This is a genomic window from Azospirillum sp. A1-3 (assembly GCF_023806445.1).
Classification (GTDB): domain Bacteria; phylum Pseudomonadota; class Alphaproteobacteria; order Azospirillales; family Azospirillaceae; genus Azospirillum.
In genome coordinates this window covers 417,830-434,807 of record NZ_JAMSLU010000003.1, presented here as the reverse complement: position 1 = coordinate 434,807, position 16,978 = coordinate 417,830, and the positions used below count along the sequence as shown (strand labels likewise).

The window sequence follows — 16,978 nt, the reverse complement described above, 5'->3', positions numbered from 1 at the left end:
CGACGTATGATAAAAGAGCAGGGTATTGGAAAATCTGAGGACAAGCAAAAAACTTAACCTATGATAATGAAAGTATAGGGTCTAAAGGGACATGCTGTCGCCTCGTTCACCTCAAGGCGGTGCGCGCGGCGGACGCAGGGTTTCTATACCGCTGATTATGCTGAATACCGCTGGAAGCCATCGGCATATGTCAGTGGAACCCGATTGAAGCGGGTCCGTTTCGGCAAGAGCCCGGCGGATTCGTGACCGAGATGAGCAAAGGACGACCGTGACGCCTGCAACCGGACCTGAACCGTGGCCCCCGACCATGGCGGGCACGCTTGATCTCGACGCCTGCGCGCGCGAACCGATTCACATCCCCGGCAGCATCCAGCCGCACGGCCATCTCCTGGCCATCGATGCGGACAGTCTCCGTCTCGTCTGCGCCAGCGCGGAAGCGGGCGCGGTGTTGAACCGTCCGCCGGCCGATGCGTTCGGCATGCCGGTCGACCAGCTGATCGACGCCGGCTCCCTTGCTTCGCTGCTCCGCGGGCTGCGTGCCGCCCCTGCCGAGCCGGTGCAGCTGGACATCCTGCACCTGCGCGGCGGCGGGGATTTCCAGGCGATCGCCCACCGCTCCGGCGATCTGGTGATCCTAGAACTGGAGGAACTGCCCGCCACCGGCGCCGGCACGCTGGAGGCGCTGTATCCGCAGATGCGCGAAGGTATCCGCCGCATGCAGGCGGCTCATGACTTCGATGCCCTGCTGGCCAGCACCGCGGAGGAGGTGCGGGCGCTGACCGGCTTCGACCGTGTGCTGATCTACCGCTTCGACGAACAATGGAACGGCACCGTCATCGCGGAGGACGGCAACGGTCGCCTGCCCTCCTACCGCGGCCTGCGCTTTCCGGCCTCCGACATCCCGCAGCAGGCCCGGCGGCTCTACGCGCTGAATCGCCTGCGGCTGATCGCAGACACCCGTTATCAGCCGGTTCCGATTCTGTCCGACAGGCGGGATGCGCCGCCGCTGGATCTCACCTTTTCCGTGCTGCGCAGCGTGTCGCCGGTCCATCTGGAATATATGCGCAACATGGGCACGCCGGCCTCCATGTCGATCTCGGTCATGGACGGCGACCGGCTGTGGGGCTTGATCTCCTGCCACAATGCCGAGCCGCGGCAGGTCTCCTTCGCGGTGCGCACCGCCTGCGATCTGCTGGGGCAGGTGCTGTCCAGCCAGATGATCGCGCTGGAACGGGCGCTGGATGCCGACCACCGAATCCGCTCCAAGAGCACCCAGGCGCGGCTGCTCGCCCATATGGCGGCGGCGGAGCATTTCATCGATGGCCTCAGCGAGGATCGCGAGGATCTGCTGGCCCTGGTCAATGCCGACGGCGCCGCGATTCTGTTCGACGGCGATTGCCGGCTGATCGGCCGCACCCCGCCGCAGGAGGTGGTCGAGGCCATCGCCGCGGAACTGGCCGGCCAGGGCATCAAGGATCTGTTCGCCAGCCACCAGCTTCCCCTCGAGATCCCAGCCGCCGCCGGGATGGATCGGACCGCCAGCGGCCTGCTGGCGATCTCCATCTCGCAGCTCCATCCCAGCTATCTGCTGTGGTTCCGGCCGGAGATCGTGCAGTCCATCGACTGGGCCGGCGATCCCAACAAGCCGCTCGACGCCAGCGGCCGGCTCTCTCCCCGCAATTCCTTCGAAGCCTGGAAGGAGACGGTGCGCGGCCAGTCCCTGCCCTGGCGCCATGGCGAGATCGAGGCGGCCGGCGATTTCCGCAACGCCATCGTCAGCATCGTGCTGCGCAAGGCGGAGGAGATGGCCGCCCTGAACGAGGAGCTTCGCCGCAGCAATGGCGAACTGGCCGCCTTCTCCTACTCGGTCTCGCACGACCTGCGGGCACCCTTCCGCCACGTCACCAGCTATGCCGAGCTTCTGCGTTCCCGCGCCGCCGACAAGCTGAACGAGCGGGAGCGCCACTATCTGGACAGCATCATCGAGGCGGCGAGTTCGGCCGGCCGGCTTGTCGACGGGCTTCTGCATTTCTCGCAGCTGGGCCGCACCACGCTGGCACGGGTGGAGGTCGATGTCGGCCGGCTGGTGGAGGAAGTGCGCCACCTGCTGGAACCGGACCTGCAGGGCCGCGACGTGCGCTGGACCGTGCATCCGCTCCCCAACGTCAACGGCGACCCGACCATGCTGCGGCTGGTGGTGCAGAACCTGCTGTCGAACGCCATCAAATACACCCGCGACCGCGCCGTGCCGGAGATCGAGGTGGGCTGCCGCACCACCGCCGACGCGCATGAGTTCTACGTGCGCGATAATGGCCGTGGATTCGATATGGCCTATGCCGGTAAGCTCTTCGGCGTATTCCACCGCCTGCATCGCGAGGAGGAGTTCGAGGGCATCGGCATCGGCCTCGCCAATGTCCGCCGCATCGTGGATCGCCACGGCGGACGGGTCTGGGCGGAGGGCAGGCTGGACCACGGTGCGACCTTCCACTTCTCCCTGCCGCGGTCCGCAGCCGCCGAATCGAGGTAGCCCCATGGCCAAGCTGAAACCGATCCTGCTGGTCGAGGACAACCCGAAGGACCTGGAGCTGACGCTGGAGGCCTTCGCCGAGGCCCAGCTCGCCAACGACATTGTCGTCGCCCGCGACGGGGCGGAGGCGCTGTCCTACCTGTTCCACGAGGATGGGCAGGCGGTGTCGAAGCCGACCGATCCGAAATATCCGGCCGTCATCATCCTCGACATCAAGCTGCCGAAGGTGGACGGGATAGAAGTGCTGCAGCGGATCAAAGCGAACGACAGCACCCGCGCCATTCCCGTCGTCATGCTGACCTCGTCCAAGGAGGAACAGGATCTCGTCCGCAGCTACCGGCTGGGGGTGAACGCCTTCGTGGTCAAGCCGGTCGGCTTCAAGGAGTTTTTCGACGCGATCCGCGACATCGGAAGTTTCTGGGCGATCCTGAACGAGCCGCCGCCCGGATGTCATCCCCGCAGGCCGCGCGGCAGCTGATGGCGCAGGTGATGGAACCTTTCGCCGGCCAGTCCGCCGGTTCTCCCTTGGCCGGTTCCCCATTCACGGACAGTGGACCGGCCGATCCGGGCCGGCCGATCCCGTGTCGTGTCCTGCTGCTGGAGGACAGCGGCATGGACGCCGATCTGGTGCGCGAACATCTGATGATGATCGACGACCACGCGTTCGACATTCACCGGGTCGAGACGCGGCAGGCCTTCATCGACGCCATTGCCGACGGCGGTCCCTACGACCTGATCCTGTCGGACTTCGACCTGCCTGATTTCGACGGCATGTCGGCGCTGGCGATCGCGCGTGACCGGCTGCCCCGGGTTCCCTTCATCTTCGTGTCCGGCATGCTGGGCGAGGAGAACGCCATCGAGGCGCTGAAGAAGGGCGCCACCGACTATGTGGTGAAGCTGCGCATGGAGCGCCTGCAGGTCGTGGTCCGCCGCGCCCTGGTGGAGGCGCGCGACCGCAACGAGTTGGCCGACAAGCGGGCGGCCCTGGCCGAGAGCGAGGCGCGTCTGCGCTTCGCGCTGGAGGCCGGGCGGCTGGGGTCCTGGGAGCTGACACTGGCGACCAACCAACTGCGTGTCTCGGCGATCTGCGCCGCCAATCTGGGGCTTTCCGATCCGGCCGATATCGCGACCTATGACCGGCTGCTGGAGCGCGTCCATCCCGACGACCGCGACTCTCAGCAGGCGATGGTCCGGCAGGCGGTGACCAGCGGTTTGCCGCTGGACATGGAATACCGCACGATCTGGCCCGACGGCAGCCTCCAATGGGTCCAGGTGCGTGGTCGCGCTATCTACGACAAGAACGGCATGCCGACCGGTCTGGCCGGCGTCTCGCTCAACATCACCGACCGCAAAAAGGCCGAGGAACGGCAGCTCCTGCTGCTGGAGGAGCTGAACCACCGGGTCAAGAACACGCTGGCGATGGTGCAGTCGATCGCCAAGCAGACCCTCCGCGCCGCCCCGTCGGTGGAAGCCTTCCCCGATGCCTTCCAGTCGCGGCTGCGCGCCCTGGCCCAGGCCCACGACCTGTTGACCCGCCGCCATTGGCAGGGTGCCTCGCTGAGCGAGATCGCCGCCCTGACGCTGGAGCCCCATGTCGATGCCGGCCGTGTCCGGGTTGGCGGCCCGCCGGTCAACCTGACCACCGGCGTGGCGGTGTCGCTGCACCTCGCCTTCCACGAACTCGCCACCAACGCCGCGAAATACGGCGCCCTGTCGGCGGAGAGCGGGCGTATCGATCTGGATTGGGAGATCACGCCGCCTGCCGGGCCGGCTGCACGGGATGGGGCGGTGGTGAGCCATGCCGGCTCCGGACATCCCTCCCGGGCCGCCGCGGGCGCGCTGGTGTTGCGCTGGCGCGAGAGCGGCGGGCCGCCGGTGGTGCCGCCGACCCGTCGCGGTTTCGGCTCCCGCCTGATCGAGCGCGGTCTGGCGCATGAGTTGGAAGGCGATGTTGCCCTTGCCTTCGACCCCGCTGGCGTGCGATGCCGGCTGGTAATCCCATTGTCGTCGCGAGTGAGCCCGCAGTGACCGACGCGAACCTGTCGAACCTGACCGTCCTGATCGTCGAGGACGAACCGTTGATCGCCATGAGCCTGGAGGATGCCCTGCTCGACCAGGGCGTCACCTGTATCGGTCCGGCCGGTTCGGTTTCGGCGGCCTTGGAAATAATCGAGGCGGGCGGCTTCGACATCGCGCTGCTGGACGTCAACCTGCGTGGCGAGCGGGTCGACGCGGTGGCCGACCGTCTGGCCGCCGCCGGCATCCCCTTCATTTTCACCACCGGCCATGGGGCGGAAGGGCTGCCCGATGCCCACCGTGAGCGGCCGGTGATCGGAAAGCCGTTCCGCGACCTCGACATCACCGACGCACTGGCCCGCCACCGCCCGCGCTGAGCGTCGAGCCGCGCAGGCCGGCCACAGGAAGGGTTGGCCTGAGCGGTTCCGATACGACGAGCCAGTGGGTCTGGCACGTATCCGCATCGACATAGCGGACGCCCGTTACCGCGAAACGGTGATAGCTGCCGTCATGCCGCCGGTAGCCCAATTGCAGGTCATAAGCGGCCTCGTCATAGACCGCCTTCAGCCAGGCGTCGGCCGCGGCCATCTGGTCGTCCGGATGGATTGCCGACACCCAGCCGCATCCCAGCATCTGGTTTGCCGACGGTCCGAAATACCGCCGCGTCGTTTCGCTGAGCGCCAGATTGCCGCCGTCGGGATCGCACAGCACCAGCAGCGGTCGTGCCCCACGGGGTGGTGTAGGAGCTGTGGGGAACCGGCCCGCCGCAGCGCCCTCCCATGGCTGGCGTAGGCGGGCCGGTTATCCACAGCGGGCGGTCATCGTGGTTCTTCGGTAGAGTCTGGTCACCACAACACAACCTCGACCGAGGGTGACCACGATGACCGACGAGATGATGGCGCTTCGCGCGATGCTTGAGAAGGGCGCGGATGCCGATGTTCTGCGTGAGATGATCGGCTTCGCCGCCGAACGGCTGATGGAACTGGAGGTGCAGGGCCTGACCGGGGCCGGTCATGGCGAGCGGTCTGCCGAGCGGCTCGTCCAGCGTAACGGCTACCGGGATCGCGACTGGGAGACCCGCGCCGGCACTGTTGAGTTGCGCATTCCCAAGCTGCGCAAGGGGTCTTACTTCCCCGGCTTTTTGGAGCCGCGGCGGATGGCCGAGAAGGCGCTCACCGCGGTGATCCAGGAGGCCTACATCCAGGGCATCTCGACCCGCTCGGTCGACGATCTGGTCCAGGCCATGGGGATGTCGGGCATCTCCAAGAGCCAGGTCAGCCGGCTGTGCGAGGAGATCGACGAACGGGTGAAGACCTTTCTTGGCCGTCCCATCGAAGGCGATTGGCCCTACCTGTGGCTGGACGCCACCTACGTGAAGGTCCGCCAGAACGGGCGCATCGTCTCGGTGGCCGTCACCATCGCGGTGGCGGTCAACACCGACGGCCGCCGCGAGGTCCTGGGCATGGACATCGGCCCGTCGGAGGCCGAGACCTTCTGGATCGAGTTCCTGCGCAAGCTAAAACGCCGGGGGCTGAGCGGCGTCAAGCTGGTGATCTCCGACGCCCATGGCGGCATCAAGGCGGCGGTCACCCGCGTCTTCCAGGCGACGTGGCAAAGGTGCCGGGTGCATTTCTCCAGGACCGCGCTTGCCCATGCCGGCAAAAGCGGCCGGCGCGTCGTGGCGGCCTTCATCGCCACTGCTTTCGCACAGGACGATGCGGCATCCGCCCGAACGCAGTGGCGGCAAGTGGCTGATCAGGTCCGTCCAAAGCTGCCGAAGCTAGCCGACCTGATGGACGAGGCGGAGGAAGACGTCCTGGCCTTCATGACCTTTCCCAAGGAGCATCGGGCCAAGCTCCACTCGACAAACCCGATTGAACGTCTCAACGGCGAGATCAAGCGACGCACCGAGGTTGTCGGCATATTTCCGAACGAGGAGGCGATTACGCGCCTCATTGGTGCCATCCTCTTGGAACAGAACGACGAATGGGCTGTCCAGAGGGCGCGCTACATGACGCTGGAAACCATCGCCCCACTCGGCGATGATCCCCTCGTCAGCCTGCCCGCTGTGGCCGCCTGACAATCCCGGCCAGACCACCCGGAGACCATGAGCGCCTCTCCGCTCCTACACCACGGCCAGGGACACGATCCCAGCAGCGCCTCGCCGGACACCCCCATCCGCGAAAGCTGATCCCGGAGAAGCGGATTCCGCGTGATGCTGCGGCTGATCGGATCAAGTGACTCCGGCATGGGCTCGCCCTTGGCGCACTCTCCTGCCCCCAATGGCCGAAAGCGCCGATATAGAGGCATTTTAGGTCGAAAATGGAATAAATCGAGTCCTAATTTTCCGCGCTCCGTCCCTATCCTTTCCTTTCCGTCTTCGTTTCCCTTCGGCGCGACAACGTGTCGCGTCGGACAATCCGCCGCTTTGACAATGACCGGACAACTTGTATACTAGTATACACAAAGCGGCACATGGCTGCCGTCCTGACAAAAATGATGGCCGCTGAATTATGCCCGATGGCAAAGGGGCGCGGCGGCGACGGGATGAAATTCGAAGGAGTGTCTTCCATGAACATCAAGTCCCGGATCGACCGCATCCCCGGCGGGATGATGATCGTCCCCCTGTTCCTCGGCGCCTGCCTGAACACGTTGGCTCCCAACACGGGCAAATTCTTCGGGTCCTTCACCAACGGGCTGATCACCGGCACGCTGCCGATCCTGTCGGTGTGGTTCTTCTGCATTGGCGCCAGCATCAGCCTGAAGGCAACGCCGCTGGTCCTGCGCAAGAGCGGCGTGCTGGTGTCGGTCAAGATCCTTACCGCCGCCATGGCGGGCGTCATCGCCTCGTGGTTCATCCCGGCGGAGGGCATCACGTCCGGCTTCTTCTCCGGCCTGTCGGTGCTGGCGATCATCGCGGTGATGAACGACACCAACGGCGGCATGTACATGGCGCTGATGCAGCAGTACGGCACCAAGGAGGAGGCCGGCGCCTTCTGCTTGATGTGCCTGGAATCGGGGCCCTTCATGACCATGGTTACGCTGGGCATCGCCGGGCTGGCGGCCTTCCCCTGGCAGACGATGGTCGGCGCCCTGCTGCCCTTCCTGATCGGCTTCGCGCTGGGCAATCTGGACAAGGACCTGCGGGCCTTCTTCACCCAGGGCGTCTCGGTGATGGTGCCGTTCTTCGCCTTCGCGCTGGGCAACAACCTGAACTTCTCGACGATCCTCAACACCGGGCTGCTGGGCATCGTGCTGGGCCTGACGGTGATCGTCGTCACCGGTATCATGCTGGTGCTGGCCGACATCCTGCTGGCGAAGGGCAATGGTACGGCCGGCATCGGTGCCGCCTCCACCGCCGGTGCGGCTGTGACGGTGCCGCCGATCATCGCTTCGATCGAGCCGACCTTCGCGCCGGTCGCTCCGTCGGCCACGGCATTGATCGCCACCAGCGTGGTGGTCACCGCGCTGCTGACGCCGCCGCTGACGGCATGGTGGGCGCGTCGTTTCGGCGTGCTGTCGCCCCGCTATCAGGCCGCCGAAGCCGCCAAGCTCTCCCCCCCAGCCGGTGGGAGTCGCTCCGGCCGAGTGACCGGGACGAGCGTACGTCTATGAAAAGAGGCCGCCGGCGGTTTCCCCGCCGGCGGCCTTCCACATTACTGCTTCTTGGCCGGTTCGGCGTTGTGGCCGTGGCCGGCGCCGCCCATGGCGCCCATATGCCCTTCGGCCTGGGGCGCGCTCTGTCCGGCCGCCTCGACGGAGATCTCGACGTCGACGGTGCCGGCCTTTTCGAAGTGCAGGGTCATGGGGAAGCGGGCGCCCTTCTCCAGCGGCTTCTTGAGGCCCAGCAGCATGATGTGCAGGCCGCCGGGCGCCAGCTTCACCTCCTCGCCCGGCGCCACCGGAATGGCCGGAACCTCCCGCATCTTCATCACGCCGTTCTCGTTCAGATGGGTGTGCAACTCCGCCTTGTCGGCGGCCGGGGTGGAGGCGGATACCAGACGGTCCTCCGTGCTGCCGGTGTTGGTCAGCGACAGATAGGCGCCGCCGTTCGGGGCTGACGGCGCGGTGGCGCGCGCCCAGGGATGGCCGATCTCGATCGGGCCGGCCTTGTAGCTGTGGGCCAGGGCGGGGACGGCACCGAGCAGGGCCAGGGCGGCGGCGATGCCGAGAATGCGCTTCATGGACTCTTCTCCTGGAATGCGGATGTGAACAGCAGGGGAGCCGCCGCGGCGCGCTATGCCGCGGGGCGTGAATTGGAAGGTTGCGCGTTGGAATGCGTAGATAGACCGCCAAGCGCACCGATCCGGACGGAGAGCGGGCGTGGCGATGCGCGCGGCGGCTATGGCTGAGCGGCCGCGAGAATCAGGCGAGCGACGGTGGTGCGCGGGCCTGGAGGGTCGACAGGAACCAGCCGGCGGCGATCCGTTCCCCCGGCAGCAGGCGGGAGTCGCTGGCCATGGCAAGGGCCGGGCCGACGGTCAATGGCGGCGGCGGCAAGGCCAGCCCGGCGACCAGCGGGCAGAGCGGGCAATGGCCGGTGCCTGACGGCGCGTGATCAGGCGATTTTTCAGGGTCGCCGTCGTCGGAAGCGAGCCCGAACTCACCGATTCCATAAACGGCGGCATCGACCTGGAGGGTGGTCAGGCCGCCGGAGGAACAGATCGGCAGCGAGGCGGTCTCTCCGGCCCGGGCGGTCCCCGGAACCATCGGCATCCAGCCCCAGGCGATGACCTGCAGCAACAGCGCGGCCATCCCGGCCACCAGGCCAAGCCGCCGCACCCGCCGCACTGTCGATCGACCGAAGGGCATTCGGTTCCGCCGCCTTTGCAATCGCCGGACGTACCCGGCAGCGGAGCAGGATACCGCAGCATTCGTAAACGGACGAGCGGCAAATGAACGCACAAATCGAGAAGGGTCAGGCCAGCAGGCGAAAGGCCGGCTCCGGCCGGGACAGCAGGTCGTGGCGCAGCGCCTCGATGGTGGCGTCGTCGCGGGCGGCGCGGGGGACGGTCACCGGCACCTCCGCCACCACCCGGCCAGGCGACGGCGCCAGCAGAAGCAGCCGGTCGGCCAGCGCCAGGGCTTCGCGCAGATTGTGGGTGACCAGCAGGACGGTGGCCGGCCGCCGGTCCAGCAGTTCCGACAGCAGCGTGCGCAGCCGAAGCGCCGTCGGCTCGTCCAGCGAGACGAAGGGTTCGTCCATCAGCAGCAGGTCCGGCTCCACCAGGAAGGCGCGGGCCAGCGCCACCCGCCGCGCCATGCCAAGTGACAGCTGGGTCGGGAAACGGTCGGCGAAGGGCGACAGTTCCAGCGCGTCGAGCATGGCGTCGACCGCCGGACCGCGGCGCTGCGCACGCGGCAGGACCAGCGCCAGATTCTGCCGCACGGTGCGCCAGGGCAGCAGGCGCGGTTCCTGGAAGACATAGCCGAGCCGGGCCGGCCCGCCGTCCGGCCGCGCCCCGACCTCCACCACGCCGTCGAAGGCGCGGTCCAGCCCGGCGACGATGCCGAGCGCGGTCGTCTTGCCGCAGCCGCTGGGGCCGACCAGCGCCACGACCTCCCCCGCCGCGGCGGACAGGGTCAGGCCGCGCACCGCCTCCACCGCGCCGAAGCGCTTGGAGCGGATTTCAAGCTTCAGCGGGCATCCGCCGCCAGCGCTGGCAGTGGCGCTCGACCGGTTGCAGGACGCCGTATTCCAGAAGCTGGACCACGGCCACGAACGCGATGGTGTAAGCCAGGATTCCTGCGACATCGAAGGTCTGAAATAGGAGGTTGATCTGGAATCCGACACCGTCGCTGCGGCCCAGCAGTTCGACAACCAGCACGATCTTCCAGATCAGCGCCAGGCCGGACCGCGCAGCCGCGGCGATGGTGGGGGTGAGTTGCGGCAGCAGCACATGGCGAAGCCGATCCGCGGGCGACAGGCGGTAGACGCGGGCCATGTCGATCAGCCCCTCGTCGATGGCGCGGGCACCGGCCCGCACCAGAACCACCGTGTTGGGAATCTTGTTGACGGCGACGGCGCCGATGGCCGCCGCCTCGGTCAATCCGAACCAGACATAGGCCAGCACGATGACCACCAGTGCCGGCAGGTTCAGGAAGAAGACCAGCCAGGGGCCGAACAGCCGGTCGATGAAGGGCGACCGCCCCATCGGTAGGCCCAGCCCGACCCCGATGGACATGGCGAGCGCGAAGGCCGCCAGCACGCGCAGCAGCGTGACGCCCATGTGATGGAACAGCGCCCCGCTCTCCGCCTCGCGCAGCAAGGCCTCGGCCACCACCACCGGTCCCGGCAGCAGACGCCCGCCGACTGTCAGCGCCGCCGCCTGCCAGACGGCCAGCAGCAGCAGGATCGACGCAACAGGCATCAGGGCGGGCATCAGGGCGCGCCGCACCGGTCAGGCCCCGCCGGTCCAGAAGGTGCCGGGGGCGATGGTGGGCGCGTCGCCGACCAGCTCCCGCCCACCCAGCCGCGCCAGCAGCGCGTAGAGCTTTGCGGCCCCTGCCCGCTCCTCCTCCGTCCAGCGGCGCGGGATGCCGTCGCGGTAGCGGTCGCGCAGGGTGCGGAAGGTGGCGTCATCCTCCGCCTGCATCAGCGGGGCGAGCCGGTCCCACGCGGCGTCGGATTGGGCCAGCAGGGTCTTCGCCTTGTTCGTCGCCGCCTGGAATCCGGCGATGGCGGTCGGGTTGGCGCGCGCCCACTCCTCGCGGAAGACATAGCCGATGGAGGGCACCGACGCCGGCTGGCCCAGCGCCTCCAACATGTCGGACACCGTCATGGTCACGCGCATGCCCTTCGCCTCCAGCCGGGCGGCGAAGGGCCAGAAGGTCAGCACGGCGTCCAGGTCGCCGTCGGCGATCTTACTGTTCAGCAGGGGCGGCGCGGCGAAGAAGGGTTGCGCATCGCGGTCGAGCGACAGCCCGTAACGGTCGGTGGCCAGAGCCTTCAGCAGGAGCCAACTCTTGTCGAGCGGGCTGCCGGCGACCCCGATGCGCTTGCCGCGCAGGTCGCCGATTCCGGCGATGGCGGACTTGGCCGGAACCACCAGCGCGCCGACGGCGGTCGAGTAGGGGATGAAGGATAGCGCCTCTCCCTTGCTGCGCATCCGCGACACCCACAGCCAGTCGGAAACGATGACCTCGACCCCACCCGCCTGGAGCGCCACCTGGGTGGCGGGGTTGCCGGCCAGCTCCACCAGCTGCAGGTCGATGCCGGCCTGCTTGTCGAAGCCGTTGGCGCGGATGGTGTCGAGTTCCCAGCTGACCGTGCCGAACTTCAGCACCCCGGCGCGGACGACCGGCCGAGTGGGGGTAGGATCGGCGGCAGCGGCGTGCCGGAGCGTCGCCGACGCCAGCAGCGCGCCGGCCGCCAGCAATGTCGTCCGTCTGGTGCAGCCTGCCGCCATGGTCCCCGTCCGGTCTTGTTTGGACTGCCAGCTTAGGGGGACTGTAGATGGTTCGTATATTCAACGATAGGAGGATAAGGGAGGTATCGCCGGTGGAGGCGTGTCGGACTCACAGCCCGAGATAGGCCTGCTTTACCGCCGGGTCGGCCAGCAGCGCCTCCCCCGTGCCCGACAGCACCACCCGGCCGTTCTCCAGCACATAAGCCGTCTGGGCGATGCGCAGGGAGGCGGCGACATTCTGTTCGACCAGGATGATCGTCATGCCCTCGGCGGCCAGTGTCCGGACGATGCGGAACAGTTCCTGCACCAGGGCGGGCGACAGGCCGAGCGAGGGCTCGTCGAACATGATGAGGTCGGGCTTGCCCATCAGGCAGCGGCCGATGGCCAGCATCTGCTGCTCGCCGCCGGACAGGGTGCCGGCCGCCTGGTCCAGCCGTTCGCGCAGACGGGGGAACAGGTCCAGCACCCGGTCGTAGGTCTGGCGCGCGTTGGACCGGGCGCGTGGGATGACGGCGCCCATTTCCAGATTCTCCCGCACGCTCAGCGTCGGGAAGATCTGCCGCCCCTCCGCCACCTGCCCGATGCCGAGGTCGCAGACGACATGGCTGGGCAGTCCGGCGATCTCGCGGTCCTTGAAGCGGATGCTGCCGCGCGCCGGTTTCAGGATGCCGGAGATGGCGCGGATCAGCGAGGTCTTGCCGGCCCCGTTGGCGCCGACGATGGCGGTGGTCTGCCCCGCCGCCACCTGCAGCGTGACTCCGTCGAGCGCCTGGGCGTCGCCATAGTACAGGTCGAGATCGGATATGGTCAGCATGGCGGCAGGTCCAAAAGGCGGGGAGCGCCCTCTATAGCGCGATCATTTCAGGAAGAACACCGCACTCATCACCAGACCGACGGCGATGATGCCGGTGCGCAGGATCGGTTTGGGGATCTTCCGTCCCAGCCGGGCGCCGACATAGCCGCCGGCGACCGCCGCCGCCACCATCAGCAGCGCCTTCGGCCATTCCACCGCCCCGCCCGCGGCGTAGGCCACCACGGCGATGGCGGTCAGCACGGCGGAGAACAGGTTCTTCAGCCCGTTCATGGCATTCAGGTCGGTCATGCCGAACAGGCTCAACTGCGCCAGCAGCAGGATGCCGAGCCCGCCGTTGAAATAGCCGCCATAGACCGAGACGGCGAACAGCGTGCCCAGCATCGCCCCGTTGCCGTGCAGACCCAGGTTGCGCAGCCGCTGCGCCAGCATGTTGCCGAAGGCGAACAGCCCGGTCGCCAGCAGCAGGAGCCAGGGTACGATCCCGCGGAACACCGAATCCGGCGTCACCAGCAGCAGCCCGGCCCCAACCAGCCCGCCGACCAGACTGACCGCCGACAGCAGCGGCAGGCTGAGCGTGCCGACCGGCGTCAGGTCCTGACGGTAGCCGTAGACGCCGCTGGCATAGCCGGGCAGCAGGGCGACCGTGCCGGTGGCATTGGCGGCGACCGGCGGCACCCCGGCGTAGATCAGGGCCGGCAGGGTCAGGAAACTTCCGCCGCCGGCAACGGCATTCATTGCTCCGGCCAGAAAGGCTGCGGCCAACAAAATCAATTCGATCATGATATTACGAGCGATTCCTCAACTCCCGGCGAATGATCTTGCCGGTGGTGGTCATGGGAAGGCTTTCCATGAATTCGATCGAACGCGGATATTCGTGGGCGGCCAGCCGGGTCTTCACATGCTCCTGGATCGAGGCCACCAGCGCGTCGTCCGGCGTCACCCCCTCCTGCAACACGACGAACGCCTTGACGATCTCCGTGCGCAGCGGGTCGGGCACGCCGACCACCGCCGCCATGCGGACGGCGGGATGGCCGATCAGGCAATCCTCGATCTCGCCGGGGCCGATGCGGTAACCGGCAGACGTGATGACGTCGTCGTCCCGCCCGACGAAGCGGATGTAACCGTCCTCGTCCAACTCCCCCTGGTCGCCGGTGACCAGCCAATCCCCAATGAACTTCGCCGCGGTGGCGTCGGGGTTGTTCCAATAACCGAGGAACATCACCGGGTCCGGCCGATGTACGGCGATCAGGCCGAGTTGCCCTGGCGGCAGCCGGTTGCCCTGCCCGTCGATCACCGCCACGTCATGGCCGGGAACCGGACGGCCCATGATGCCGGGCTTCGGCGTCATCAGCGTCGCGGCCGACGACACGATCATGTTGCATTCGGTCTGGCCGTAGAACTCGTTGATCGTCACGCCGAAGGTGTCGCGCCCCCAATCGAGCAGCCCGGCGCCCAGCGTCTCGCCGCCGCTGGCGACGGAGCGCATGTCGATGCGGTGGCGCGCCCGAGGGTTCTTCACTGCCCGCATCATCTTCAGCGCCGTCGGCGGCAGGAAGGCGTTGCGAACCTGGAAGTCGGCCAGCAGGGCGAAGGCGGCCTCCGCGTCGAACTTCTCGAAGCGGTGGGAGACCACCGTCACCCCATGGTGCCAAGCTGGCAGCAGCACGTCGAGCAAGCCGCCGATCCAGGCCCAGTCGGCCGGCGTCCAGATGCGGTCGTCCGGCTGCGGGAACAGGTCGTGCGACATCTCCACGCCCGGCAGATGGCCCAGCAGCACCCGGTGCGCATGCAGCGCGCCCTTGGGCTGGCCGGTGGTGCCGGAGGTGTAGATGATCAGCGCCGGATCGTCCGGCCCGGTGTCGGCCGGGATGAAGCTGTCGGACGCCGCGTCGCACAGCCCATGCCAGTCCAGGCAGCCGGGACCGGACCCGTCGACGCGGAAAACGGCGCGCAGTTCCGGCAGCCGGTCGCGAATCTGGGCGATCTTGGCGGCCCCGGCGGCGTCGGTGACCACGGCACGGGCGCCGCAGTTGGCCAGCCGGTATTCCAGCGCCTCCACCCCGAACAGCGAGAACAGCGGCACGGCGATGCCGCCCAGCTTGTAGACCGCGACATGGCTGATCGCGGTTTCCGGCGCCTGGGGCAGCAGGATGCCGACCCGGTCGCCGCGCGTGACACCTTGCGCCGCCAGCGCATTGGCGAAGCGGTTGGACAGGGCGCGAATGTCGGAGAAGCGGTATTCCTCGGTCCCGCCGTCGCGCCGCTTGTGGATCAGGGCGATGCGGCCGGGGTCCGTTTCCGCCCAGCGGTCGCAGACGTCGACGCCGATGTTGTAGCGGTCGGGCACGCGCCAGGCGAAGGCGCGGGACACCCCTTCATAGCTGTCCGCGTTGGGCAGCATGTTCGTTCCCTCCCAAGGGCTTGTTGTCGATTCCTTCGTGGAACCGTTGGCACGATCATAGGGGCAAGCGAGGCACCGCGTCACGCATCGGGAATAAGATGCGGGTCAGCCATGTTGATGGCGTCAGGAACGAACGGTTTCGTGCCGATCCAAACAGGACCCAACAGGACGAGAGCCACCATGAAAGCCAGCCCCTTCCTCGCCGCCGCGCTGTCCGCCAGCCTGCTCGCGGCCCCGCTTGCCGGCTGCGCCCAGCCCGGCTACGGCGACTCCTATGGCGGCGTCAGCGCCAACAAGCAAACGGCCGGCACCGTTCTCGGCGGCGTGGTCGGTGGCTTGGCCGGCTCGCGCTTCGGCGGTGGCAGCGGCAAGCTGGTGGCGGTGGGCGTCGGCACGCTGCTGGGTGCGGCGCTGGGCAATGCCGCAGGCGCCTCGCTCGACCGTGCCGACCAGAATTATGCCCAACAGGCGGCGGTCAACGCCTACAGCGCGCCGACCGGCAGCACCGTGCGCTGGAACAATCCGGACACCGGCAATTACGGCAGCTACACCCCCGTTCGCGAGGGCACCGGGCCGCAGGGCCAGCTCTGCCGCGAATACCAGACCACCATCGTGGTCCAGGGCCGCACCCAGCAGGGCTTCGGCACCGCCTGCCAGCAGCCGGATGGCACGTGGCGCGTGGTCAGCTGACCGGAACTGCCATCAGGCAAGCGCCGTCCGCCGCGGGGCGGCGCTGCCGGATTTGGGTGGCGGGCCGGTGAGGGCGCTGGCGATGCGCACCGCCCCGTCGCCGTCAAGCGGCAGTGCCGTCGCGGCATCCTGCATCCGTTGCCGTTGCCCGGTGTCGGCCCACAGGGCGAGTGCCCGTCCGGCGATCACCGCCGCCGCCTTGGCGGGATCGCAGCCACGGGCGTCCACGGCCGTGCACCAGCCCAGTTCGGCGGCGTCACCGCTCGCCATCGCCTGATTGTCGGCGGTGACCACCAGCAGGGTCGGCACCGCGAGCGCGGCCAACTCCCCCATGGTGCCTCCGCCGGCCGAAACCGCCAGACCGCTGTCGGCCATCAGCGCGCCCATGCGCGGGCAATCGATCTCCACGGAAACGCCATCGGTGGCGAGCGCCGCCAGCTCCGCCGCCCGCGGGTTGCTGCCGCCGACGACGGCGACGATCCGGCAGCCGTCGGGCCGCTCCGTCGCCAGCGCCTGCAGAACCGGTCCGGTCAGGCCGAGCGGGTCGGAGCCGCCGAAGGTCACCAGCAGCACCGGCCGATCGGTGATGGTCCGCCGCGGTGCCTGCGCCGCCAGCCGCACCTCCCGCCGCAGCGGGGCGTAGCCGGGGCCGAGCAGCAGGACGGCGCCGGGCGCCATCGCGTCATAAGGCAAGGCCGCCGCCTGCGGAGCGGCGTTGACGACGAGGTCGGCGTGCAGCGGCGTGCCGTCGCCCAGATCGTCCCAGGCCAGCACCCGCGCACCGGCGGCCTGCAGCCCGACGCGGTAGGCTTCGCCAAAGCGGTAGCCGTCGAGCATCACCGCCGTGCCATGCTCCCGCCGCAGGAGCGAGCGGGTGGCGGCCAGATCTGCCGCCTGCCCCACCGGACCGGCGATGGAAACATGGCGGAAGCCGTCCGCCGACAGCCGGCGGTCGATGGCGGGGGTGGATTCAACTGCGGCGAACAGCGCCTCGTGCCCCTGGTCGCGCAAGGCTTCGGCCACGGCGAGGCAGCGCATGACATGGCCGGTGCCGATGGTCGGCGACGCGTCGGCGCGGATGAGGATGACGGCCATGGCACTGGTCCGGAGAAATCGGCGTG

The 16,978-nt window shown here is 68.2% G+C and carries 17 protein-coding genes; 7 read left to right on the top strand and 10 right to left on the bottom strand.

Annotated elements, in window-relative coordinates:
* Window positions 1-307: 307 nt before the first annotated feature.
* The 4 genes from M5E06_RS19720 to M5E06_RS19705 are packed head-to-tail and all read left to right on the top strand — an operon-like array spanning window position 308 to window position 4,920.
* Window positions 308-2,527, top strand: a complete 2,220-nt coding sequence (locus M5E06_RS19720; RefSeq protein ID WP_252139651.1) for an ATP-binding protein — start codon at window positions 308-310, stop codon at window positions 2,525-2,527.
* Window positions 2,528-2,531: 4 nt separating this feature from the next.
* The gene (locus M5E06_RS19715) at window positions 2,532-3,005 is read left to right on the top strand and encodes a response regulator (RefSeq protein WP_109155280.1); all 474 of its coding nucleotides are present in this window, start codon (window positions 2,532-2,534) and stop codon (window positions 3,003-3,005) included.
* Window positions 2,975-4,555 carry a sensor histidine kinase gene (locus tag M5E06_RS19710; protein ID WP_252139650.1) on the top strand — a complete coding sequence of 527 codons (1,581 nt, stop codon included), beginning with the start codon at window positions 2,975-2,977 and terminating at the stop codon, window positions 4,553-4,555. Before M5E06_RS19715 ends, M5E06_RS19710 begins: the two co-directional genes overlap by 31 nt.
* The gene (locus M5E06_RS19705) at window positions 4,552-4,920 is read left to right on the top strand and encodes a response regulator (RefSeq protein WP_109154978.1); all 369 of its coding nucleotides are present in this window, start codon (window positions 4,552-4,554) and stop codon (window positions 4,918-4,920) included. The genes M5E06_RS19710 and M5E06_RS19705 overlap by 4 nt, the downstream gene beginning before the upstream one ends.
* Here M5E06_RS19705 and M5E06_RS19700 read toward each other — a convergent pair.
* Window positions 4,886-5,254, bottom strand: coding sequence for a PAS domain-containing protein (locus tag M5E06_RS19700; protein WP_252139649.1), 369 nt, complete (start codon window positions 5,252-5,254; stop codon window positions 4,886-4,888). The two genes, M5E06_RS19705 and M5E06_RS19700, sit on opposite strands and share 35 nt — an antisense overlap.
* A gap of 169 nt (window positions 5,255-5,423) precedes the next feature.
* Here M5E06_RS19700 and M5E06_RS19695 point away from each other — a divergent pair, with 169 nt between their 5' ends.
* Window positions 5,424-6,623 (top strand): IS256 family transposase, encoded by a 1,200-nt coding sequence (locus M5E06_RS19695; RefSeq protein WP_252136941.1) that lies wholly within the window; start codon window positions 5,424-5,426, stop codon window positions 6,621-6,623.
* A 491-nt stretch (window positions 6,624-7,114) separates the two neighbouring features.
* Window positions 7,115-8,158, top strand: coding sequence for a 2-keto-3-deoxygluconate transporter (gene kdgT / locus M5E06_RS19690; protein WP_252139648.1), 1,044 nt, complete (start codon window positions 7,115-7,117; stop codon window positions 8,156-8,158).
* Between the two features lie 41 nt (window positions 8,159-8,199).
* Here kdgT and M5E06_RS19685 read toward each other — a convergent pair whose 3' ends face one another.
* The 8 genes from M5E06_RS19685 to M5E06_RS19650 form a co-directional block, all read right to left on the bottom strand.
* A complete protein-coding gene (locus tag M5E06_RS19685; protein ID WP_252139647.1) occupies window positions 8,200-8,727 on the bottom strand; it encodes a copper chaperone PCu(A)C in 528 nt (175 codons plus the stop codon).
* A 181-nt stretch (window positions 8,728-8,908) separates the two neighbouring features.
* Window positions 8,909-9,355 (bottom strand): DUF2946 family protein, encoded by a 447-nt coding sequence (locus tag M5E06_RS19680; RefSeq protein ID WP_252139646.1) that lies wholly within the window; start codon window positions 9,353-9,355, stop codon window positions 8,909-8,911.
* A 106-nt stretch (window positions 9,356-9,461) separates the two neighbouring features.
* Window positions 9,462-10,139, bottom strand: a complete 678-nt coding sequence (locus tag M5E06_RS19675) for an ABC transporter ATP-binding protein (protein WP_247871242.1) — start codon at window positions 10,137-10,139, stop codon at window positions 9,462-9,464.
* Between the two features lie 34 nt (window positions 10,140-10,173).
* Entirely contained in the window at window positions 10,174-10,926 is a 753-nt protein-coding gene (locus M5E06_RS19670) for an ABC transporter permease (protein ID WP_252139645.1), read from the bottom strand.
* A gap of 18 nt (window positions 10,927-10,944) precedes the next feature.
* Entirely contained in the window at window positions 10,945-11,952 is a 1,008-nt protein-coding gene (locus M5E06_RS19665) for an ABC transporter substrate-binding protein (RefSeq protein ID WP_252139644.1), read from the bottom strand.
* 109 nt (window positions 11,953-12,061) lie between these two features.
* On the bottom strand, window positions 12,062-12,766 hold the full coding sequence (locus M5E06_RS19660; RefSeq protein ID WP_252139643.1) for an ABC transporter ATP-binding protein: 705 nt from the start codon (window positions 12,764-12,766) through the stop codon (window positions 12,062-12,064).
* Between the two features lie 42 nt (window positions 12,767-12,808).
* Window positions 12,809-13,546, bottom strand: a complete 738-nt coding sequence (locus M5E06_RS19655; RefSeq protein ID WP_252139642.1) for a sulfite exporter TauE/SafE family protein — start codon at window positions 13,544-13,546, stop codon at window positions 12,809-12,811.
* A gap of 4 nt (window positions 13,547-13,550) precedes the next feature.
* Window positions 13,551-15,167: an acyl-CoA synthetase gene (locus tag M5E06_RS19650; protein WP_252139641.1), complete on the bottom strand. Its 1,617-nt coding sequence runs from the start codon at window positions 15,165-15,167 to the stop codon at window positions 13,551-13,553.
* Between the two features lie 180 nt (window positions 15,168-15,347).
* On the opposite strand from M5E06_RS19650, the gene M5E06_RS19645 reads away from it, so the two are divergent.
* Window positions 15,348-15,857 carry an RT0821/Lpp0805 family surface protein gene (locus tag M5E06_RS19645; RefSeq protein ID WP_109154987.1) on the top strand — a complete coding sequence of 170 codons (510 nt, stop codon included), beginning with the start codon at window positions 15,348-15,350 and terminating at the stop codon, window positions 15,855-15,857.
* Window positions 15,858-15,869: 12 nt separating this feature from the next.
* Here M5E06_RS19645 and pseG read toward each other — a convergent pair whose 3' ends face one another.
* Complete coding sequence (pseG, locus tag M5E06_RS19640; RefSeq protein ID WP_252139640.1) at window positions 15,870-16,952, bottom strand: UDP-2,4-diacetamido-2,4,6-trideoxy-beta-L-altropyranose hydrolase; 1,083 nt, start codon at window positions 16,950-16,952, stop codon at window positions 15,870-15,872.
* Window positions 16,953-16,978 lie beyond the last annotated feature (26 nt).

What these genes read in the sequence shown, in the direction of transcription:
- M5E06_RS19720 (WP_252139651.1), top strand. Translation starts at nt 308, where the DNA reads ATGGCGGGCACGCTTGATCTCGACGCCTGCGCGCGCGAACCGATTCAC.
- M5E06_RS19715 (WP_109155280.1), top strand. Translation starts at nt 2,532, where the DNA reads ATGGCCAAGCTGAAACCGATCCTGCTGGTCGAGGACAACCCGAAGGAC.
- M5E06_RS19710 (WP_252139650.1), top strand. Translation starts at nt 2,975, where the DNA reads ATGTCATCCCCGCAGGCCGCGCGGCAGCTGATGGCGCAGGTGATGGAA.
- M5E06_RS19695 (WP_252136941.1), top strand. Translation starts at nt 5,424, where the DNA reads ATGACCGACGAGATGATGGCGCTTCGCGCGATGCTTGAGAAGGGCGCG.
- kdgT (WP_252139648.1), top strand. Translation starts at nt 7,115, where the DNA reads ATGAACATCAAGTCCCGGATCGACCGCATCCCCGGCGGGATGATGATC.
- M5E06_RS19685 (WP_252139647.1), bottom strand. Translation starts at nt 8,727, where the DNA reads ATGAAGCGCATTCTCGGCATCGCCGCCGCCCTGGCCCTGCTCGGTGCC.
- M5E06_RS19680 (WP_252139646.1), bottom strand. Translation starts at nt 9,355, where the DNA reads ATGCCCTTCGGTCGATCGACAGTGCGGCGGGTGCGGCGGCTTGGCCTG.
- M5E06_RS19670 (WP_252139645.1), bottom strand. Translation starts at nt 10,926, where the DNA reads ATGCCCGCCCTGATGCCTGTTGCGTCGATCCTGCTGCTGCTGGCCGTC.
- M5E06_RS19665 (WP_252139644.1), bottom strand. Translation starts at nt 11,952, where the DNA reads ATGGCGGCAGGCTGCACCAGACGGACGACATTGCTGGCGGCCGGCGCG.
- M5E06_RS19660 (WP_252139643.1), bottom strand. Translation starts at nt 12,766, where the DNA reads ATGCTGACCATATCCGATCTCGACCTGTACTATGGCGACGCCCAGGCG.
- M5E06_RS19655 (WP_252139642.1), bottom strand. Translation starts at nt 13,546, where the DNA reads ATGATCGAATTGATTTTGTTGGCCGCAGCCTTTCTGGCCGGAGCAATG.
- M5E06_RS19650 (WP_252139641.1), bottom strand. Translation starts at nt 15,167, where the DNA reads ATGCTGCCCAACGCGGACAGCTATGAAGGGGTGTCCCGCGCCTTCGCC.
- M5E06_RS19645 (WP_109154987.1), top strand. Translation starts at nt 15,348, where the DNA reads ATGAAAGCCAGCCCCTTCCTCGCCGCCGCGCTGTCCGCCAGCCTGCTC.
- pseG (WP_252139640.1), bottom strand. Translation starts at nt 16,952, where the DNA reads ATGGCCGTCATCCTCATCCGCGCCGACGCGTCGCCGACCATCGGCACC.